At 60.5% G+C, this 16,115-nt stretch carries 13 protein-coding genes; 4 read left to right on the top strand and 9 right to left on the bottom strand.

Going from position 1 to position 16,115, the window contains the following annotated elements:
• The coding region (locus tag BR41_RS20415; RefSeq protein ID WP_035060917.1) for an IS110 family transposase at window positions 1-346 on the top strand (346 nt) is incomplete at its 5' end.
• 15 nt (window positions 347-361) lie between these two features.
• Here the strand turns inward: BR41_RS20415 and BR41_RS20420 are convergent.
• From BR41_RS20420 to BR41_RS20440, 5 genes are all read right to left on the bottom strand, one after another.
• Window positions 362-1,012 (bottom strand): 3-oxoacid CoA-transferase subunit B, encoded by a 651-nt coding sequence (locus tag BR41_RS20420; RefSeq protein WP_035060919.1) that lies wholly within the window; start codon window positions 1,010-1,012, stop codon window positions 362-364.
• Between the two features lie 11 nt (window positions 1,013-1,023).
• Window positions 1,024-1,725, bottom strand: a complete 702-nt coding sequence (locus BR41_RS20425) for a CoA transferase subunit A (RefSeq protein ID WP_035060922.1) — start codon at window positions 1,723-1,725, stop codon at window positions 1,024-1,026.
• Between the two features lie 220 nt (window positions 1,726-1,945).
• Complete coding sequence (locus BR41_RS20430; RefSeq protein ID WP_035060925.1) at window positions 1,946-2,740, bottom strand: 3-hydroxybutyrate dehydrogenase; 795 nt, start codon at window positions 2,738-2,740, stop codon at window positions 1,946-1,948.
• Between the two features lie 42 nt (window positions 2,741-2,782).
• On the bottom strand, window positions 2,783-4,174 hold the full coding sequence (locus tag BR41_RS20435; RefSeq protein ID WP_035060927.1) for a GntP family permease: 1,392 nt from the start codon (window positions 4,172-4,174) through the stop codon (window positions 2,783-2,785).
• A 1,016-nt stretch (window positions 4,175-5,190) separates the two neighbouring features.
• Complete coding sequence (locus tag BR41_RS20440; RefSeq protein WP_035060931.1) at window positions 5,191-6,258, bottom strand: type II asparaginase; 1,068 nt, start codon at window positions 6,256-6,258, stop codon at window positions 5,191-5,193.
• 650 nt (window positions 6,259-6,908) lie between these two features.
• On the opposite strand from BR41_RS20440, the gene gbpA reads away from it, so the two are divergent.
• Both gbpA and BR41_RS20455 read left to right on the top strand, forming a co-directional pair.
• Window positions 6,909-8,342 carry an N-acetylglucosamine-binding protein GbpA gene (gene gbpA, locus BR41_RS20450; RefSeq protein WP_051711498.1) on the top strand — a complete coding sequence of 478 codons (1,434 nt, stop codon included), beginning with the start codon at window positions 6,909-6,911 and terminating at the stop codon, window positions 8,340-8,342.
• Between the two features lie 555 nt (window positions 8,343-8,897).
• The gene (locus BR41_RS20455; protein WP_035060973.1) at window positions 8,898-10,370 is read left to right on the top strand and encodes a lytic polysaccharide monooxygenase; all 1,473 of its coding nucleotides are present in this window, start codon (window positions 8,898-8,900) and stop codon (window positions 10,368-10,370) included.
• Between the two features lie 13 nt (window positions 10,371-10,383).
• Here the strand turns inward: BR41_RS20455 and BR41_RS24400 are convergent, their stop codons facing one another.
• Window positions 10,384-10,536, bottom strand: coding sequence for a hypothetical protein (locus BR41_RS24400; protein WP_156970827.1), 153 nt, complete (start codon window positions 10,534-10,536; stop codon window positions 10,384-10,386).
• On the opposite strand from BR41_RS24400, the gene BR41_RS23280 reads away from it, so the two are divergent.
• Window positions 10,535-12,949, top strand: coding sequence for an ATP-binding protein (locus BR41_RS23280; RefSeq protein ID WP_051711502.1), 2,415 nt, complete (start codon window positions 10,535-10,537; stop codon window positions 12,947-12,949). The two genes, BR41_RS24400 and BR41_RS23280, sit on opposite strands and share 2 nt — an antisense overlap.
• A 225-nt stretch (window positions 12,950-13,174) precedes the next feature.
• Here the strand turns inward: BR41_RS23280 and BR41_RS20465 are convergent, their stop codons facing one another.
• The 3 genes from BR41_RS20465 to BR41_RS20475 are packed head-to-tail and all read right to left on the bottom strand — an operon-like array spanning window position 13,175 to window position 15,984.
• Window positions 13,175-13,672 (bottom strand): hypothetical protein, encoded by a 498-nt coding sequence (locus tag BR41_RS20465; protein ID WP_035060940.1) that lies wholly within the window; start codon window positions 13,670-13,672, stop codon window positions 13,175-13,177.
• A 21-nt stretch (window positions 13,673-13,693) separates the two neighbouring features.
• Window positions 13,694-14,791: a phosphoserine transaminase gene (locus tag BR41_RS20470; RefSeq protein WP_035060943.1), complete on the bottom strand. Its 1,098-nt coding sequence runs from the start codon at window positions 14,789-14,791 to the stop codon at window positions 13,694-13,696.
• Window positions 14,792-14,793: 2 nt separating this feature from the next.
• A complete protein-coding gene (locus BR41_RS20475) occupies window positions 14,794-15,984 on the bottom strand; it encodes an ATP-grasp domain-containing protein (protein ID WP_211251822.1) in 1,191 nt (396 codons plus the stop codon).
• Between the last annotated feature and the right edge of the window lie 131 nt (window positions 15,985-16,115).

Below are 16,115 nucleotides of genomic sequence, written 5' to 3' on the forward strand. Positions count from 1 at the left end.
CCGGCATCTGCTGGCGATCATGCACCGTTACCGGTTCAGATCAGCCGAGCAGTTGGCGGCCTATCTGGGGCTGGTGCCGGTGGAGCGGCAGTCGGGCAGTTCACTGGCAGGGCCGTCCCGCCTGTCCAAAGCCGGCCCGGCGCGGGTGCGGGCTGTTCTGTACATGGCGGCGGTGGTGGCGATCCGCTACAACCCGGACATCAAGGCGCACTACGAGCGGCTGCTGGCGCGCGGCAAGGCGAAGAAATCGGCGCTGGGCGCTGCCATGCGCAAGCTGGTGCACCTGTGCTTTGGCGTACTCAAAACACAGAAGCCCTACCAGCCCAATTTTGCGTTCAGTGATTGACGGGCAAGACGGTATCTACAGATTTGCGAACCGCAGCGGCACGCCGGTCTTGGCAGCAATCTCTTCCCTGGTCACATCTGGCGCCAGCTCCAGCACCTCAACCCCACCCTCCCCAACCTGCATCACGCCCAAGTCGGTAATGATCAGGTCCACTACGCCGACACCGGTCAGCGGCAAGGTGCAGGCAGGCAGGATTTTCAGCTCCTCGCTGCCATCTTTCTTCTTCGCCACGTGTTCCATCAGCACGATCACCCGGCCCACTCCCGCCACCAGATCCATCGCGCCGCCCATGCCCTTGACCATCTTGCCGGGGATCATCCAGTTGGCGAGGTCGCCCTCCCCGCTGACCTGCATCGCCCCCAGAATCGCCAGATTGATCTTGCCGCCACGGATCATGCCGAACGAATCGGCCGAACTGAACGTGGCCGAGCCGGGCAAGGTAGTGATGGTCTGCTTGCCGGCATTGATCAAATCCGGATCGATGTCGGTTTCCAGCGGAAATGGGCCGATGCCGAGCAAGCCGTTCTCTGACTGCAGCCAGACTTCGATGCCGTCCGGCACGTGATTAGCGACCAACGTCGGCAAGCCGATACCCAGGTTCACGTAGAAACCGTCCTGCAATTCCTGCGCCGCACGGGCGGCCATTTGTTCTCTGTTCCAGGCCATCTCGTTCTCTCCTAGCGCGCCGGGCGCGTGGTGCGTTGTTCGATGCGCTTCTCGGGGTGCGGGTTGTGCACCAGCCGATGCACGAAGATGCCCGGCGTGTGGACTTCATCCGGGTCCAGCTCGCCGATTTCAACGATGATCTCGGCCTCCGCCACGGTGATGCGCCCGGCGGTCGCCACGTTCGGATTGAAGTTGCGCGCGGTGCGGCGGTAGACGAGGTTGCCGGCCTTGTCAGCCTTCCATGCCTTGACCAGCGATACGTCAGCCACCAGCGCGTTTTCCATGATGTGCGGCACGCCACCGAACTCGCGCACCTCCTTGCCTTCGGCCACCAAGGTGCCGTAGCCGGTGCGGGTGAAGAAGGCCGGAATGCCTGCGCCACCGGCACGCAGCTTCTCCGCCAGCGTGCCTTGCGGGGTGAATTCCAGCTCCAGCTCGCCGGCCAGGTATTGCCGCTCGAACTCCTTGTTCTCGCCCACGTAGGACGAAATCATCTTCTTGATCTGGCGCGTTTCCAGCAGCTGGCCGAGGCCGAAGCCATCGACCCCGGCGTTATTGGAAATCGCAGTCAGCTGCTGCACGCCGGAATCGCGTAGTGCAGCGATCAGCGCCTCGGGGATGCCACACAGTCCGAAGCCGCCGACGGCGATGATCTGACCATCGCGGACGATATCGGCCAGAGCTGCATTGGCGTTGGGGTAAAGCTTGTTCATGGGTGCCTCCTAGATTCCATAATCAGATTGCTTTTGTGCTTGTTCAAAGCTTGCCGAGCTACCCGGTCAAACCGATGCGGCGGTTTTACTTCCCCCTTTTCGAAGGGAGACCGAGGGGGATTTCAGCGTCAGTGAAAATTTGATGCGGCGTCGAAATCCCCCCTAGCCCCCCTTCAAAAAGGGGGGAATAAACTGCTCGGCGATGGCTCGACGCGGCCACTCATCTCGCCGCCCAGCCGCCGTCGATATTCCATGCCGCCCCACGAATCTGCGCCGCTGCGCCGCTGCACAGGAACACCGCCAGCTCACCGATCTGCTGCGGGGTGACGAATTCCAGCGACGGCTGCTTTTCCTGCAGCAACTCGGTCTGCGCGGTGGCGATGTCGATGCCCTCATCCCGCGCCCGCGCTTCGATCTGCGCTTGCACCAGCGGCGTCAGCACCCAGCCGGGGCAGATGGCGTTGCAGGTGATGTGGGTCTCGGCCAATTCCAGCGCGACAGTCTTGGTCAGCCCGACCAAACCATGCTTGGCAGCGACGTACGCGGACTTCTGCGCCGATGCCACCAGCCCGTGCACCGAGGCGATGTTGATGATCCGCCCCCAGTTGCGCGTCTTCATATGCGGCACAGCCAGCCGGGTGGTGTGGAAGGCGGCAGAGAGATTGAGCGCCAGCACGGCATCCCAACGTTCCGGCGGGAAGTCCTCGATTGGCGCGACATGCTGGATGCCTGCGTTGTTCAGCAGAATGTCCACGCCGCCGAATTCGGTTTCGGCGTATTGCATCAGCCGCGCGATCTCGCTCGGCCGGCTCAAATCGGCGTCGTGGTAACGCACGCGGGCGCCCGACCCGCTTTGGTCAATCACACCTTCCACTTCGGCAATCGCCGCGTTGGCATCGCCAAAACCATTGAGGACAACATCCGCGCCGGCATTCGCCAACTCGCGGGCAATGCCGAGGCCGATGCCGCTGGTGGAACCGGTGATCAGTGCCACTTTGCCTTGCAATGTTTTCATGGGGGACTCCTGCCGGCCGCCACGCAGCGACCGACGCAAGGATTAAACGAGGCCGGTGACGTAATACGCAGCGATCACAAAGAACACCGCCAGCGTTTTGATCACGGTCACGGCGAAGATGTCGCGGTAGGACTCGCGATGAGTGAGACCGGTAACCGCCAGTACGGTGATGACCGCGCCGTTGTGCGGCAAGGTATCCATACCGCCGCTCGCCATCGCCACCACGCGGTGCAGCACTTCAAGGGGGATGCCAGCCGCTTGGCAAGCAGCGATGAAATGCTCAGACATGGCCGCCAGCGCAATGCTCATGCCGCCCGATGCCGAGCCGGTAATGCCGGCAAGCGAGCTGACCGTCACCGCCGCATTGACCAGCGGATTCGGAATGGCCTGCAAAGCGTCGCGAATCACCAAGAAGCCCGGCAGCGCTGCGATCACCGCGCCGAAACCGTATTCAGAGGCCGTATTCATCCCCGCCAGCATCGCGCCGCCAATGGCAGCCTTGCTGCCCTCCGCCAAACGACCACGCACCGTTTTGAACGCCGTGAGCATCACGAACACGATGCCCAGCAGCAGCGCCGCTTCCACCGACCAGATCGCCGTCACGGCCGGAATCGGCATCGTCACCGGCTTGGCCATGCCCGCCAGCGAAAGCACGTACTCCTTGCCATACCAGAGCGGAATCATTTTGGTGAAGGCGAAGTTGGCGACCCCGATCAGGATCAGCGGCGCGATCGCCAGCCACGGCGACGGCAGGTTGGCGGTATCGACCGGTTCCGGCTCGTTCAGCAGCTTGGTGCCGTAGCCCTCGCCCTTGGCCTGCGCCACGCGGCGACGCCAGTCCAGGTAAACCAGGCCGAGAATGACGATGAACACCGCGCCGATGGAGCCCAGCACCGGCGCCGCCCAGGCCGTGGTCTTGAAGAAGGTGGTCGGGATGATGTTCTGGATTTGCGGCGTGCCCGGCAGCGAATCCATGGTGAAGGAGAACGCGCCCAGCGCGATCACGCCGGGAATCAAGCGCTTCGGGATTTGGCTCTGCCGGAACAGCTCGGCGGCGAACGGGTAGACGGCAAACACCACCACGAACAGCGACACACCACCGTAGGTAAGCAGCGCGCAGACCACCACGATCACCGTGATCGCCCGGCTCGCGCCGATCCAGCGAATCACCGCCGCCACAATGGATTTGGAAAAGCCGGACAGCTCGACCAGCTTGCCGAACACCGACCCCAGCAGGAACACCGGGAAATACAGCTTGATGAAGCCGACCATCTTTTCCATGAACACCCCGGAAAAGACCGGCGCCACGGCACTCGGGTCAGTCAGTAACACCGCGCCGAGTGCCGCAATCGGCGCCATCAGGATGACGCTGTAACCGCGATAGGCAGCCAGCATCAGAAACACCAATGCGGCCAGGGCAATCAGGAAATCCATGTGCTCCCTCCAGTTTCAAAATCGTTGTTTTCTGACGATCACACCGGAAAAAGCGCCATGCCGGTGCGTCATGCGCTGTAGCAGCACATTCCGTACCAACAAAGACAACAAGGCTTCAATGCCCGTAGACATTGGACTTAACGCGGAACCCGCTTGATTTTTGTCTCTAAAGTGAGACTTTGCGCCAGATAAATTGCACCGGAAATGTAGTTTCGAATCAGGTGATTACATGATGACGGCAAGATAGTCTCGAAATGGAGACGAAATCTCGAAATGGAGACTGGGCGTTGGGTAGGATGAATTTGGTGATGCCCATGCGGGCTGTTTCATCAGACGCAATCCGCAGATATTGCGCCGTACATCTCCTCTCACATCCCGTGCAAGGCTTTGCCTTGTTCAGGGACAGTGGGAGAGGGTTAGGGTCGTGAAAAGAACGAGGACCGTGGTAGTGCCCTCACCCCCGGCCCCTCTCCCACAAGTGGGCGAGGGGAGAAAACCAGGCAGCGCAGCTCAATTTGAAACACTGCCGCATCAAGCCAAGTCACCCTCTCCTTCAAGGAGAGGGCCTGGGTGAGAATGGTCCACCCCCCTTTCAAAAGCGCCCCGCCAGCCAGACCGGCGCGGGGGTTTCGGGGATCGAGTGTTTGAGGGCTTTAGCCCGAGTTTTCGATTCCCGCCCGTGACGGGCTGGCTGGCGGGGGGATCTGGCGCTTGCGCCAGACGCTTTTGCAGGGTCGCCTTTCTTGGCTTACTTTGGCTACGCCGCAACCGGGCATTGCCCGGTTGTCTTTGGCGAACAAAGAAAACCGCATACGCGGTTTCGCTAAAGTGAGTCGGCCCGCGGGACGAACTCCCGCTTGTAATGCCTTTAATCGCGCCATCGGCGCTTAACCTCTACGCCCATAGCATTCACGCAAGCGGCACTCCCCGGCCGGCAAAGCCGTCCGGGCTACGGGGACAACCAAAACAACAAAGGGAGCCAATGGCTCCCTTTGTCACTACCGACTCACAACAAATCAGTAGGTGTAGAACATCCGCTGGATTTCCTTGGTGTCCTTGGTCTTGGTCAGCGCCAGCATCAGCAGGATGCGGGCCTTTTGCGGGCTCAAGGTATCGGAAACCACGAAGTCGGTTGCGTCGTCGTCATTCTCGCCATTACGCACCACCGGGCCGTTGCTGATGCGCGAGGAACGCACGATGTAGAGGCCCTGCTTGCGCAGCTCGGTCAGACGCGGGCGGACCACGCTGGAGAGGCTGCCGTCACCCGTACCGGCGTAAACGATGCCGACATCGCCAGCGGCCACGAAGGCGTCGATGGCAATGTTGTTGGCATTGGCCGCGCCGAAGGCGATATCCACCGCCGGCAGCTTGTCGAGCTTGCTCACGTCGAACTCGGTATCAGCGGTGTTTTTCTTGGTGCTGGCGCGGTAGAACACCGGCTTGCCCGAGACGATGTAACCCAGGCTGCCCAGTTCCGGCGAGCGGAAGGTGTTGGCCGTCATGGTGTTGGTCTTGGTGACGTCGCGAGCGCCCTGGATTTCATCGTTCAGGGCGACCAGCACGCCACGGCCGACTGCATCCGGGCTGCCGGCGGTGGCGACGGCGTTGTAGAGGTTGATCGGGCCGTCAGCTGACAGCGCCGTGGCCGGGCGCATGGCGCCGACGATCACGACCGGCTTCTTGCTCTTCACGACCAGGTTGAGGAAGTAGGCGGTTTCTTCGATGGTATCGGTACCGTGGGTGATCACGATGCCATCGACGTCTTTCTGCGCCAGCAGCTCATTCACGCGCTTGGCGAGCTTGAGCCAGTAATCGTTGTTCATGTTTTCGCTGGCGATCTGGAACACTTGCTCGCCTTTCACATTGGCGACTTTCTGCAGCTCCGGCACGGCAGCGATGAGTTTTTCCACGCCGATCTTGGCAGCGGTGTAACCCACGGTGGTGGTACTGGTGGCGCCGGTGCCGGCAATGGTGCCGCCGGTGGCGAGGATGGTGACATTCGGCAAACCGGCAGCCTGGGCAAGCACAGCGGTACAGAGGGCAGCGGCGGTGAAGCCGACACGGGCGAACTTCGTAACGAGCATTGCAATCTCTCCTGCGTGAATCGCGCATTTCGGGCAGCACCCTCGCTGCGGACTTGCCGCAAGGATCAGGCTGCCGTCGTCCCGCATGCTCGTGGCGATGCGGGGTCAGCGGGTGTTCGGTTGGTCGGACAAGACTGCTGGCCAGCAGATGGAGGGCATCATGCGGCGCTCATCCAAATGTCATCTATTGCCGGAACTCCTGATCGGGAAACCCTCTAGCTCCGCAGCAGTGCAACACATCGCGTCACTGCACCACGACGACGCTTATCACCGAGCATAGGTCTTCTGCGCCAACCCGCAAGATCAGCCCGGCTATTCGAGTCGGTCTTGCCCGCAAGCCGTATTGATAGATTGCTTAGATTTATTCACCCGCTACCGGGCGGCGACCAGAATCCACGCATGAATTGGGATGGGGGCAGCCCCATTTCCATTGCGAGGCGCATTGCGCCGGAATCAGCCGTGCATATTCATCGGACGATATGTATTGGATATGCATTGAGTGGGCCCCGTGCATTAATTGAATAGCCGGCGTCACCAACGCTCACCCTATTGATCACGCTCCCTGCAATGGAAACAGGTCTGTCTCACCGATATGCATCGCCAATTCACTTCTTTCCAATCAGCACATAGGTGAAGTGATGAAACGCTCAATGAAAAAAGCCTGGCTGGCCTTATCGCCACTGCTGGCATGCACGGCCATCCTGCTGTCGCAACCCGCCATGGCGCACGGCTATATGTCCGCGCCGAAGTCGCGCAATCTGCTGTGCAAGGAAGGCGTCAACGTGCAATGCGGCGCGGTGCAATATGAGCCGCAAAGCGTGGAAGGCCCGGATCGCTACCCGGAAACCGGCCCCGCCGATGGCACGCTGGCCGCAGCCGGCAACTCGACCTGGGCGGCGCTCAACGAACAGACTGTTGACCGCTGGAAGCGCACCGACCTCAACGTCGGCCCGAACACCTTCGGCTGGACCTTCACCGCCCCCCACCGCTCGCGCGATATCCGCTATTTCATCACCAAGAATGGCTGGAACCCGAACATGCCGCTGACGCGAGCCCAGTTCGAAGCCAAGCCGTTTTGCACCATCGAGATGAACAACGCGGTGCCGGACAGATCCGTCACCCACACCTGCAACGTGCCGGCCGATCACTCCGGCTATCACGTCATCCTTGGCGCATGGGACGTGGCCGACACGGCCGCCACCTTCTACAACGTGGCCGACGTGAACATCAAGGGCGGCGGTGGCGGTGTCGATCCGACCCCGATCCCGGTGCCGACCTGGACTGCTGCCGGCTCGATCAAGCCGTCTGAAAATCTCGGTTCCGGCGACAAGATCTATACCCGTGTGTTCACTGCCAGCGGCGAAAACACCGGCTTGTCCACCTCGCTGACCCTGACCAACGCCACGGATGGCAACAAGGATCGCTGGCCGTATCTGTTGGCTACCCAAATCAACGCCGAACAAAGCCAGTACAAGGCCGGCGCGGAACATGATGGCGCCATCACTGCGGTGACCGGACAAAACACGGTCTTCGCCAAGGCAGACAGTGGCATCGTTCGCGTTGAAACCGCCATCGACAAGGCCGCGCAATCGGGCGACGCGCTGATTCCTGACGACCTGAAAGTCACGCCGAAGGCGCAGTACACGATCGTCAACGGCAAAGCCGTCATCGATGGCCTGATCACCCTGCGCAAGAAGGCCGATGTCTCCGTCGAGGTGTACAACAGCCAGAACGCCATGGTCGGTACGCAGTCCGTCACGGTCGATGGCACCGCCAAGCTGGATGTGACCGTCGCATCGGCCGTGGATGGCACCTACACGCTGGTCGTGAAGGCACGCGCGGTCGACGATGGCAGCCTGGTGCAGAAGTCCTTCAGCACCCTGTTGACCGGCAATCCAGCACCGACCCCGTCTGCCCCGGCTTATGTTGCCGGCACAGTCTACAAAGCGGGTGATCTGGTGAGCAACGGTGGCAAGGTCTACCAGTGCAAGCCGTTCCCGTTCTCTGGCTGGTGTGGTCAAGCCCCTGCCGCCTATGCACCGGGCACGGGCTCGGCCTGGGCGGATGCGTGGACGCTGCAGTAAATCAGTACCGAAGGCGGGACGCGGAATATTCGCCCCTGATGAAGACGAAACCCCATTGCTAAGCAGTGGGGTTTTTTCATGCCGTTTTAAATGCAAAGGCAAAACCTGTAGACACGGAGAGCACAAAGAAAAAACAGGCCATAGAGAAAATGAAAGAAGAGTCCGTAGATGCCTGACTTGCTTTTCTCTGTGTGCTCTGTGCGCTCACCGTACTCCGTGTCTATAGATTTTGCCTTCAGATCCATCGTTAATAGATTGCTTAGATTTATTCACCCCATTCAAGCCAGCGAACAAAATTCGTGACATGGATTGGGCTGCGAGTAGCGCCATTTCCATTGCGGCGGGGAATCTGCCTGAATCAGCGCCATGAATTCATGACCGCATCGAATTGAATCAGCTCAGTGAATCACTGAAATGACGCAATGAAATGCAGCCATGAATTGCGGCCTTGAATCCACCAGCGATCTGGCTGGCGTCCAAACCGCGATGGAAACAGCGTTGCCTCAATGTTGTGCATCGCCCAAGCCCTTTTTCAATCAGCACATAGGTGAAGTGATGACACATCTTTCAATGAAGAAAACCTGGCTGGCCTTATCGCCAGTGCTGGCATGCACGGCAATCCTGCTGTCGCAGCAGGCGATGGCCCACGGCTATATGTCCTCCCCCCAATCGCGCAACCTGCTCTGCAACAAGGGGGTGAACGTGCAATGCGGCCCGGTGCAATATGAGCCACAAAGCGTGGAAGGCCCGGATCGCTATCCGGAAACCGGCCCTGCCGACGGGCAGCTCGGCAACGCCGGCCGTGGTGCGTGGTCGTCAGAGCTCAACGAACAGACCGTTGGCCGCTGGAAACGCACGGATATCAATGTCGGCCCGAACACTTTCGGCTGGACCTTCACTGCGCCCCACCGCTCGCGTGATATTCGTTACTTCATCACCAAGAATGGCTGGAACCCGAATATGCCGCTGACGCGCGCGCAGTTCGAATCCACACCGTTCTGCACCATTGATATGGCCAACGCGATTCCGCCCAAGACGGTCAGCCATACCTGCAACGTGCCAAGCGATCACTCCGGCTATCACGTCATCCTCGGCGCGTGGGACGTCGCCGATACCAGCGCGACCTTCTATAACGTGGCCGACGTGAACATCAAGGGTGGTGGCGGCGGTGTCGATCCAACCCCGACTCCGGTTCCGACCTGGGCCTCGGCCGGTTCGATCAATCCTTCGGAAAACCTCGGTTCCGGCGACAAGATCTACACCCGCGTGTTCACCGCCAGTGGTGAAAATGCCGGCTTGTCCACCTCGCTGACCCTGACCAGCGCCACCGACGGCGCCAAGGACAACTGGCCGTACCTGCTGGCGAAGAAGATCAACGCCGAGCAAAGCCAGTACAAGGCCGGTGTGAACAACAACGACGTCATTACTGCGGTGAATGGCCAGAACACGGTCTTCGCCAAGGCAGGCAGCGGCATCGTTCGCGTTGAAACCGCCATCGACAAGTCGAGCCAATCGGGCGACGTGCTGGTGCCGGCCGATCTGACCGTCACGCCCAAGGCTTCCTATGCGATCAACGGCGACCGCGCCACCATCGATGGCCTGATCACCCTGCGCAAGAAAGCCAATGTGACGGCAGAGGTCTACAACAGCCAGAACGTGATGATTGGCACCCAATCGTTGATCGTTGACGGTACAGCCAATATGCAAGTCGCCGTTTCCCCGGTGGTTGCCGGCAACTTCACGCTGGCCGTCAAGGCTCGGGCTGCGGATGACGAAAGCGTGGTGCAGAAGTCCTTCACCATCAAGCTGACTGGCGGTGTCTCGCCGACCCCGACGCCGACCCCGACTTGCAGCAGCGCCTGGGTAGCCAACAAGGCCTACACCGCGAACCAGACCGTGTACTGGAACGGCAAGCAATACAAGGCGCGCTGGTGGACTCAGAACAACGAGCCGGGTCTGCCTGCCTTTACCGGTGGCGAAGGTTCCGGCAAGGTCTGGGCCGATCTGGGTGCGAAGACCTGCCCCTAAGGCGTCGCAATAATCAGCCGATCATCAGCAAAAAGTAAGTTGAAGCCAAAACCCCACCGTTCGCCGGTGGGGTTTTTCTTTGCGTCAGGAACAACCGGGAAACGCGCCCCTGCTGTGCCATGATGAATGCATAAGTGCGACCGGTCACACCGAACAGGTGACGCATGCCTCCTTTTGCCCTTTCTGCCGACGAGCAACGCGCCCTCGCTGAAATCGATCGCCTGCAACATGCCGATCCCGCAGTGGCAGCCGCGCTCTGCGAAACGCTGATCGCCACCAGCCGGCAGATGAAATCACCGCTGGCGCATATCGAAGCCATCGAGCGCTTCGGCATGATCATGGATCACGGCGGCCGGCCGGGCGCGGCGCGCAATGTGTTGTTCGAAGGGCTGCAAGTGGTGCAGGCGCTGCACCTGTTCCAGCACGAAGCGCATCTGCTGGAAATGATCGCCCGTGGTTACTACACCGCCGGCGAATACCGTCCGGCGATCCAGCACTGGGCGCGGGCGGTCGAAGTGGCGGAGCTGCCCGGCAGCGAAGCGAAAAGCTGGATGCTCGCCAAGGTCGGGCTCGGGCAGGTGTATGACGCGCTGGGCGATCACGATACCGCCGTCACCATGCACCGGGCGGCGCTCACCCGCATTCACGAAGTCAACGACCCGTATCTCTACGCCAAGATCAAGATCAACCTGGGCGTCGATCTGGCCAAGTCAGGCCACGCCGCCGAAGCGCGGGTGGTACTGGCCGAGGCGCTGGCCTGCTGCGAGCAGCATCACTTTTCCGATTACAGCTACAGCGCGGAAATCAGCTTTCGCCTGGCCGAACTCGACCTTGAGGACGGCGATCTGGATCAGGCCCAAACCCGGCTGGATGCCGCGCTGGCCGCGGCACGCGCCGGCAACTACCGCTGGGGCGAGGCGAATATCATGGCGGTGCAGGCTGAGCTGTACGCCAAACGGAACAACCCGGCGCAAGCCTTGGCCGTCATCCACGACAGCATCGGCATCTGCCACGACTTCGGCCTGCTGCACATCCTGCAGCGCCAGCATCTGGCGGCGGCGCGTTATGCCGAGCAGCTGGGTGAGCACGCAAAGGCATTCGAAGCGCTCAAGGCCGGTTTCGAATTGTCCGAGCGCATCCATGAATCCAGCGCGATCGAGCGCCGACGCCATCTGGAAGAAAAAGCCGGCCTGCAGATCAGTGAGGCGCGCGTGCTGCTGGAGCTATCCAATTTCCCCGCCATCGATGCTGGCGACCTGGCGCGCTCGCTGGCGGAAATCTGCCAACGCGCGCTGGAGATCATGCGGGTTGAACGAGTGGCCTACCGGCAGTTCGACAGCGAGCAGAATTGTCTGACGGAAACCACCCTCTACACGGCGCACGGCGTTCACCACACGGCAGACGCAGCCTGGCCGCTGGCCAACTACCCCGAACTGAGTCAATGGCTGAAAAACGGTGACACGCTGATCGCGCACGATGCCCTGCATCACCACATCAGCTGGCGTCTGCATAACGGCTATCTGGCACCGAACGGCATCAGCTCCATCCTCGGTTTTCCCATCGCGCTGGCCGAGCGGGTCTATGGCGCGCTCCTCATCGAGCAGACCGGCGCGCAACGCAACTGGGTGCCCGATGACATCCTGTATGGCAATCAGCTGGCCGAAATCGCTGGCCGTGCCGTCGCCGGCAGCGAACACGTGAAATTCCGCCGCGAAATCAACGAACTCAACCACCAGCTGATGCAGGCCAACGACCAGTTGGAGGCCAAGGTCGCCAAGCGCACACAGGAGCTGGAGGCGCGCAACGCCGAGCTGAACGTGGCGATGGAAAAGCTGGTGCAATCGGAAAAACTGGCCTCGCTCGGCAGTCTGGTCGCAGGCGTGGCGCACGAGCTGAACACCCCGATCGGCACCGCGCTGACCGCCGCCTCCACCTTGCAGGACGAAGGCAAACGCTTCGGGGTGCAGCTGGACGCAGGCAATCTCAAACGCTCGGAACTCGGCAATTTCATCGCCAAAGTGCGGGATGGCAACGACATCGTTACCCGCAATCTGGAGCGGGCCGGTGATCTGATCCATCACTTCAAGCAAGTCGCCGTCGATACCGCCAGCACCCGGCGGCGGGTGTTCGACTTACGCGCCACGCTCGATGAAGTCTTTGCCACGCTAGCACCGATGTACCGGCGCACCCAGCACCAGATCCTGATCGAGATCGCCAAAGGCATCGAGCTGGATAGCTACCCCGGCCCGCTCGGGCAAATCATGACCAATCTGGTGAGCAACAGCCTGATTCACGGCTTTGACGGCGTGGAGCGCGGCACCATCCGCATCAGTGCGAGCGAAGCGCCCGACAACGTGCAACTGGTGTACGAAGATGACGGCCTCGGCATCCCCGCCAATCTGCACAAGCGCGTGTTCGATCCGTTCTTCACCACCCGCCTCGGCCAAGGCGGCAGCGGGCTCGGCCTGTATCTGGTCTACAACCTCGTCACCGGCAGCCTGGGCGGAGAGCTGAAACTGGAAAGCGCTCCCGCGCACGGGGCGCGATTTACGCTGATCCTGCCCAAGCAGGCGGCGTAATGCCCTCGGTAGGTTGGCGCTGAGCGCAGCGAAGCCCAACATTCATACGGTGACTGTTGGGCTTCGCTGCGCTCAACCCCAACCTACGCATTCTGCTCAACCTACAAACTGTATTTCGTAGGTTGGGTTGAATGAAATGAAGCCCAACATTGTGGAATATGAGATGAGGTTGTGTGTTGTAAGGGCAATGTTGGGCTTCGCTACGCTCAACACCAACCTACGAATTCAACGATCCCGCGCCTTGGTGACGTGATATGCAAAGCAAGCCGCCAACTTGCGTGGCATGCCCGGCACCTTCTGCAACACCCATGCCCGCGTTGCGGCCTCTTCATCCTCGGTGGCCGCGCCAGACCATGTGAGCGCATACCCGCTGCTGTGCCGTGGGTCTTGGCGATAGAACAGGAATGGCTCGTCGGTCAAATGCGTGCTCACGTAGATCACGTGCCAATGCCCGACGCTGAAGCGTTGCATGATGTCATCCGGCCCGAGCGTGATTTCGGTGCCCAGACTAGGGGCCAATTGGCGATTGAGGTGGGCCTGGATGATCGGCGCGAGTTGCGCTTGCTCGCGTGGAGACAAGTCCCGGCGTACGCCGTCGCAGGGCGAGCCGAATGCAGTGGTCGCGACCAGCAGCCCAATCAGCCCTCGTAGGAGGGCTTGAGCGAAGCGATACCCATGCCGCCGAATCGAACGTGAGCGATGGGCATCGTAAGCGCCGCCCATCCTATGCATTCGGTCTGTCACCTAAACAGCCCGGCGCTGAAAATCGTCCATGAACCCGGCCAGCCTCTCCACCGCTTGCAACGTCACCGCGTTGTAAATCGATGCCCGGATGCCGCCGACTGCCCGATGACCGCCCAAGCCGGAAAAACCCGCCGCCGCCGCTTCGGCCAGAAAGCGCTTTTCCATCTCCGGGCTGGCCAGATTGAAGGTGACATTCATGGTGGAACGATCTGGCACGGCCGCCCGGCCGCGATAAAAACCGTTGCTCTGATCCAGCAGGCGATAGAGCAATTCGGCTTTGCTGCGGTTGATCTGATGCATATTCGCCACGCCGCCGATGTCATTGAGCAGCCAGCGCGTTACCAGCAACACCACGTAAATCGCAAAGACCGGCGGGGTATTGAAGTTGGAATGCGCTTTGACGTGGCTGCGGTAATCCAGAAAACCCGGCAGGTTGTCGGGCGCGTCCTTGAGCAATTCGTCGCGGATCAGCACCACGGTCACGCCGGCGGGGCCAATGTTTTTCTGCGCATGGGCGTAGATCAGCGAAAACCGCTCCGCCTCGCAGGGCGTGGAGAGGAAATCAGAGGACATATCGCAAACGCGCGGCACATCGTCTCGCCCCAGCACGCGATGGAATTGCAGCCCTTCAACCGTTTCATTGGATGAGTAGTGGATAAAGGGCGCATCCGGCGAGAACAGCAATTCGTCATCGCCCGGCAATCGCGTAAAGCCGGAGGATTCGCCATCCCAGATCACCTGAATCGGGCCTTCGCGTTTCGCTTCGGGAATCGCCTTGCCGCTCCAATAGCCGGTGCGCAGATATTCCGCCGCGTGCGTCTTGCCATGCAGCAGGGTCATCGGCGCCATCGAGAATTGCTGCGTGGCACCGCCTTGCAATAGCAGAACATGGTAATCGGTGGAGAGCCCCAACAAGGTGCGGATATTGGTTTCCAATTCGGCGATGACGGCGGCGAACCAGTCCGAGCGATGGCTGATGCCCAATACCGACAGGCCAATCTCGGGCAATTCCATGATGGCTTCCTGCACCTGCTGCAAGACGCTTTCCGGTAATGCGCCGGGCCCGCCCGAAAAATTCAGACTATTGCGTGGGTTCATGTTTATTGGCCTCTCAAGCGTCCACTGAGTGGCGGGTGACCCGCTTGCAGACGGAACAGGAAATCCCGGAATGCATTGCGGACTTTCAGCATATTGGCCTGCTTGTAGGGAAACATGTCTTCCGTATCCATCGCGTGCACCACCATGGCGTGGTCAATTTCAAACACGAAGAACTGGCCATCCGGCGTCTCCGCACAATCGATGCAGAGATAATCGAGCTGGGTACGCTGGTAAATGGCATTCAGCGCCGAGCGGTGGCGCTGGGCAAATTCGTCAAAGTGCGCCATGAAATCCGCCTCTTCGGCCCGCTTCGGCGCATCTTCATACATGCCGGCATTCACGTAGTGGATCATCCAGTGCGATGAAACCGCCATATGGCAGGCGAACGGCACGCCATCGACCAGGGCAACGCGGAATTTACGGAACAAGCCATCCTTGCCGCGGTAATCGATGAAACGGGAGATATAAAACTCGGCGTCCCCCACTTTGGCCAGATAGGCAGCGACGTGATCGGGCTGATCGATCTTGTCAAGATCACGCCCGGCGTGCGAGCCAACCGGGCGCAAGATCACCGGAAAATCGCAATCGGCCAACAATTCGGGCAGATAGGCATCGCCATTGGCAATGGCCGTTAAATCCGCGCGGGAGATGCGGAAGGTCGGCGGAATCAGCAAGCCCGGCGCATTGTGCAGCAGCGCACAAGCCATCGAGCGCTCCACGGACGGAATGTGCTGCGGGGCATTGATGACCGGGGTCGGCCAATCGGCCAGCACTTGTTCCAGCCAATGCAACAGCGCGTGATTTTCGTCAGCCTCGCTAATGGCGACGAGCAATACATCATGCTCGGGGACCGCATCGGCCACAGCAAAGGGCGCTTCGGGGGAGAGGTAATAGAAATCCAGATCGATATCGCTGTTTTCCAGCAGGCATTCGAGCGGCGTATTCGCGGCGATATCGCCCGGCACCATCAGCATCAACAAGCGCAACTTGGCGGGTTGTTCCGCAGCGGCGAGGTGATAGGCCCGCTTTAACGCCAAGGCTTGGCCCTGAATGGCCAGACCGAGATCATGCTGCCCAAGGCATTGCATGACGATGGATAGATTCATCCACAGATTGGTGTCTTCCGGGCTGCGTTCGGCTTCGGCCAGCATTTCCTGACCAATCGGCAGCATATCCGTGCCGGCGATACTCATGCGAAGAAACGGGGCCAGCCCCAGGAAAGGCGTTTTTGACTGACTATTCGGGTCAGTATTGGTATCGGTATTCAATTGATTTCAGCGGCCGTATGTGGGTGAGCGCCCGGATTGCCTGGCGCTGTTCCCAG

This window comes from Andreprevotia chitinilytica DSM 18519, assembly GCF_000711875.1.
GTDB classification, from domain to species: domain Bacteria; phylum Pseudomonadota; class Gammaproteobacteria; order Burkholderiales; family Chitinibacteraceae; genus Andreprevotia; species Andreprevotia chitinilytica.

Coding starts and splice junctions, on each gene's coding strand:
- BR41_RS20425 (WP_035060922.1), bottom strand. CDS start 1,725: ATGAACAAGCTTTACCCCAACGCCAATGCAGCTCTGGCCGATATCGTC.
- BR41_RS20435 (WP_035060927.1), bottom strand. CDS start 4,174: ATGGATTTCCTGATTGCCCTGGCCGCATTGGTGTTTCTGATGCTGGCT.
- BR41_RS20475 (WP_211251822.1), bottom strand. CDS start 15,984: ATGAGTATCGCCGGCACGGATATGCTGCCGATTGGTCAGGAAATGCTG.
- BR41_RS20440 (WP_035060931.1), bottom strand. CDS start 6,258: ATGCTCGTTACGAAGTTCGCCCGTGTCGGCTTCACCGCCGCTGCCCTC.
- BR41_RS20470 (WP_035060943.1), bottom strand. CDS start 14,791: ATGAACCCACGCAATAGTCTGAATTTTTCGGGCGGGCCCGGCGCATTA.
- BR41_RS23280 (WP_051711502.1), top strand. CDS start 10,535: ATGCCTCCTTTTGCCCTTTCTGCCGACGAGCAACGCGCCCTCGCTGAA.
- BR41_RS20430 (WP_035060925.1), bottom strand. CDS start 2,740: ATGAAAACATTGCAAGGCAAAGTGGCACTGATCACCGGTTCCACCAGC.
- BR41_RS24400 (WP_156970827.1), bottom strand. CDS start 10,536: ATGCGTCACCTGTTCGGTGTGACCGGTCGCACTTATGCATTCATCATG.
- BR41_RS20455 (WP_035060973.1), top strand. CDS start 8,898: ATGACACATCTTTCAATGAAGAAAACCTGGCTGGCCTTATCGCCAGTG.
- BR41_RS20465 (WP_035060940.1), bottom strand. CDS start 13,672: ATGGGCGGCGCTTACGATGCCCATCGCTCACGTTCGATTCGGCGGCAT.
- BR41_RS20420 (WP_035060919.1), bottom strand. CDS start 1,012: ATGGCCTGGAACAGAGAACAAATGGCCGCCCGTGCGGCGCAGGAATTG.
- gbpA (WP_051711498.1), top strand. CDS start 6,909: ATGAAAAAAGCCTGGCTGGCCTTATCGCCACTGCTGGCATGCACGGCC.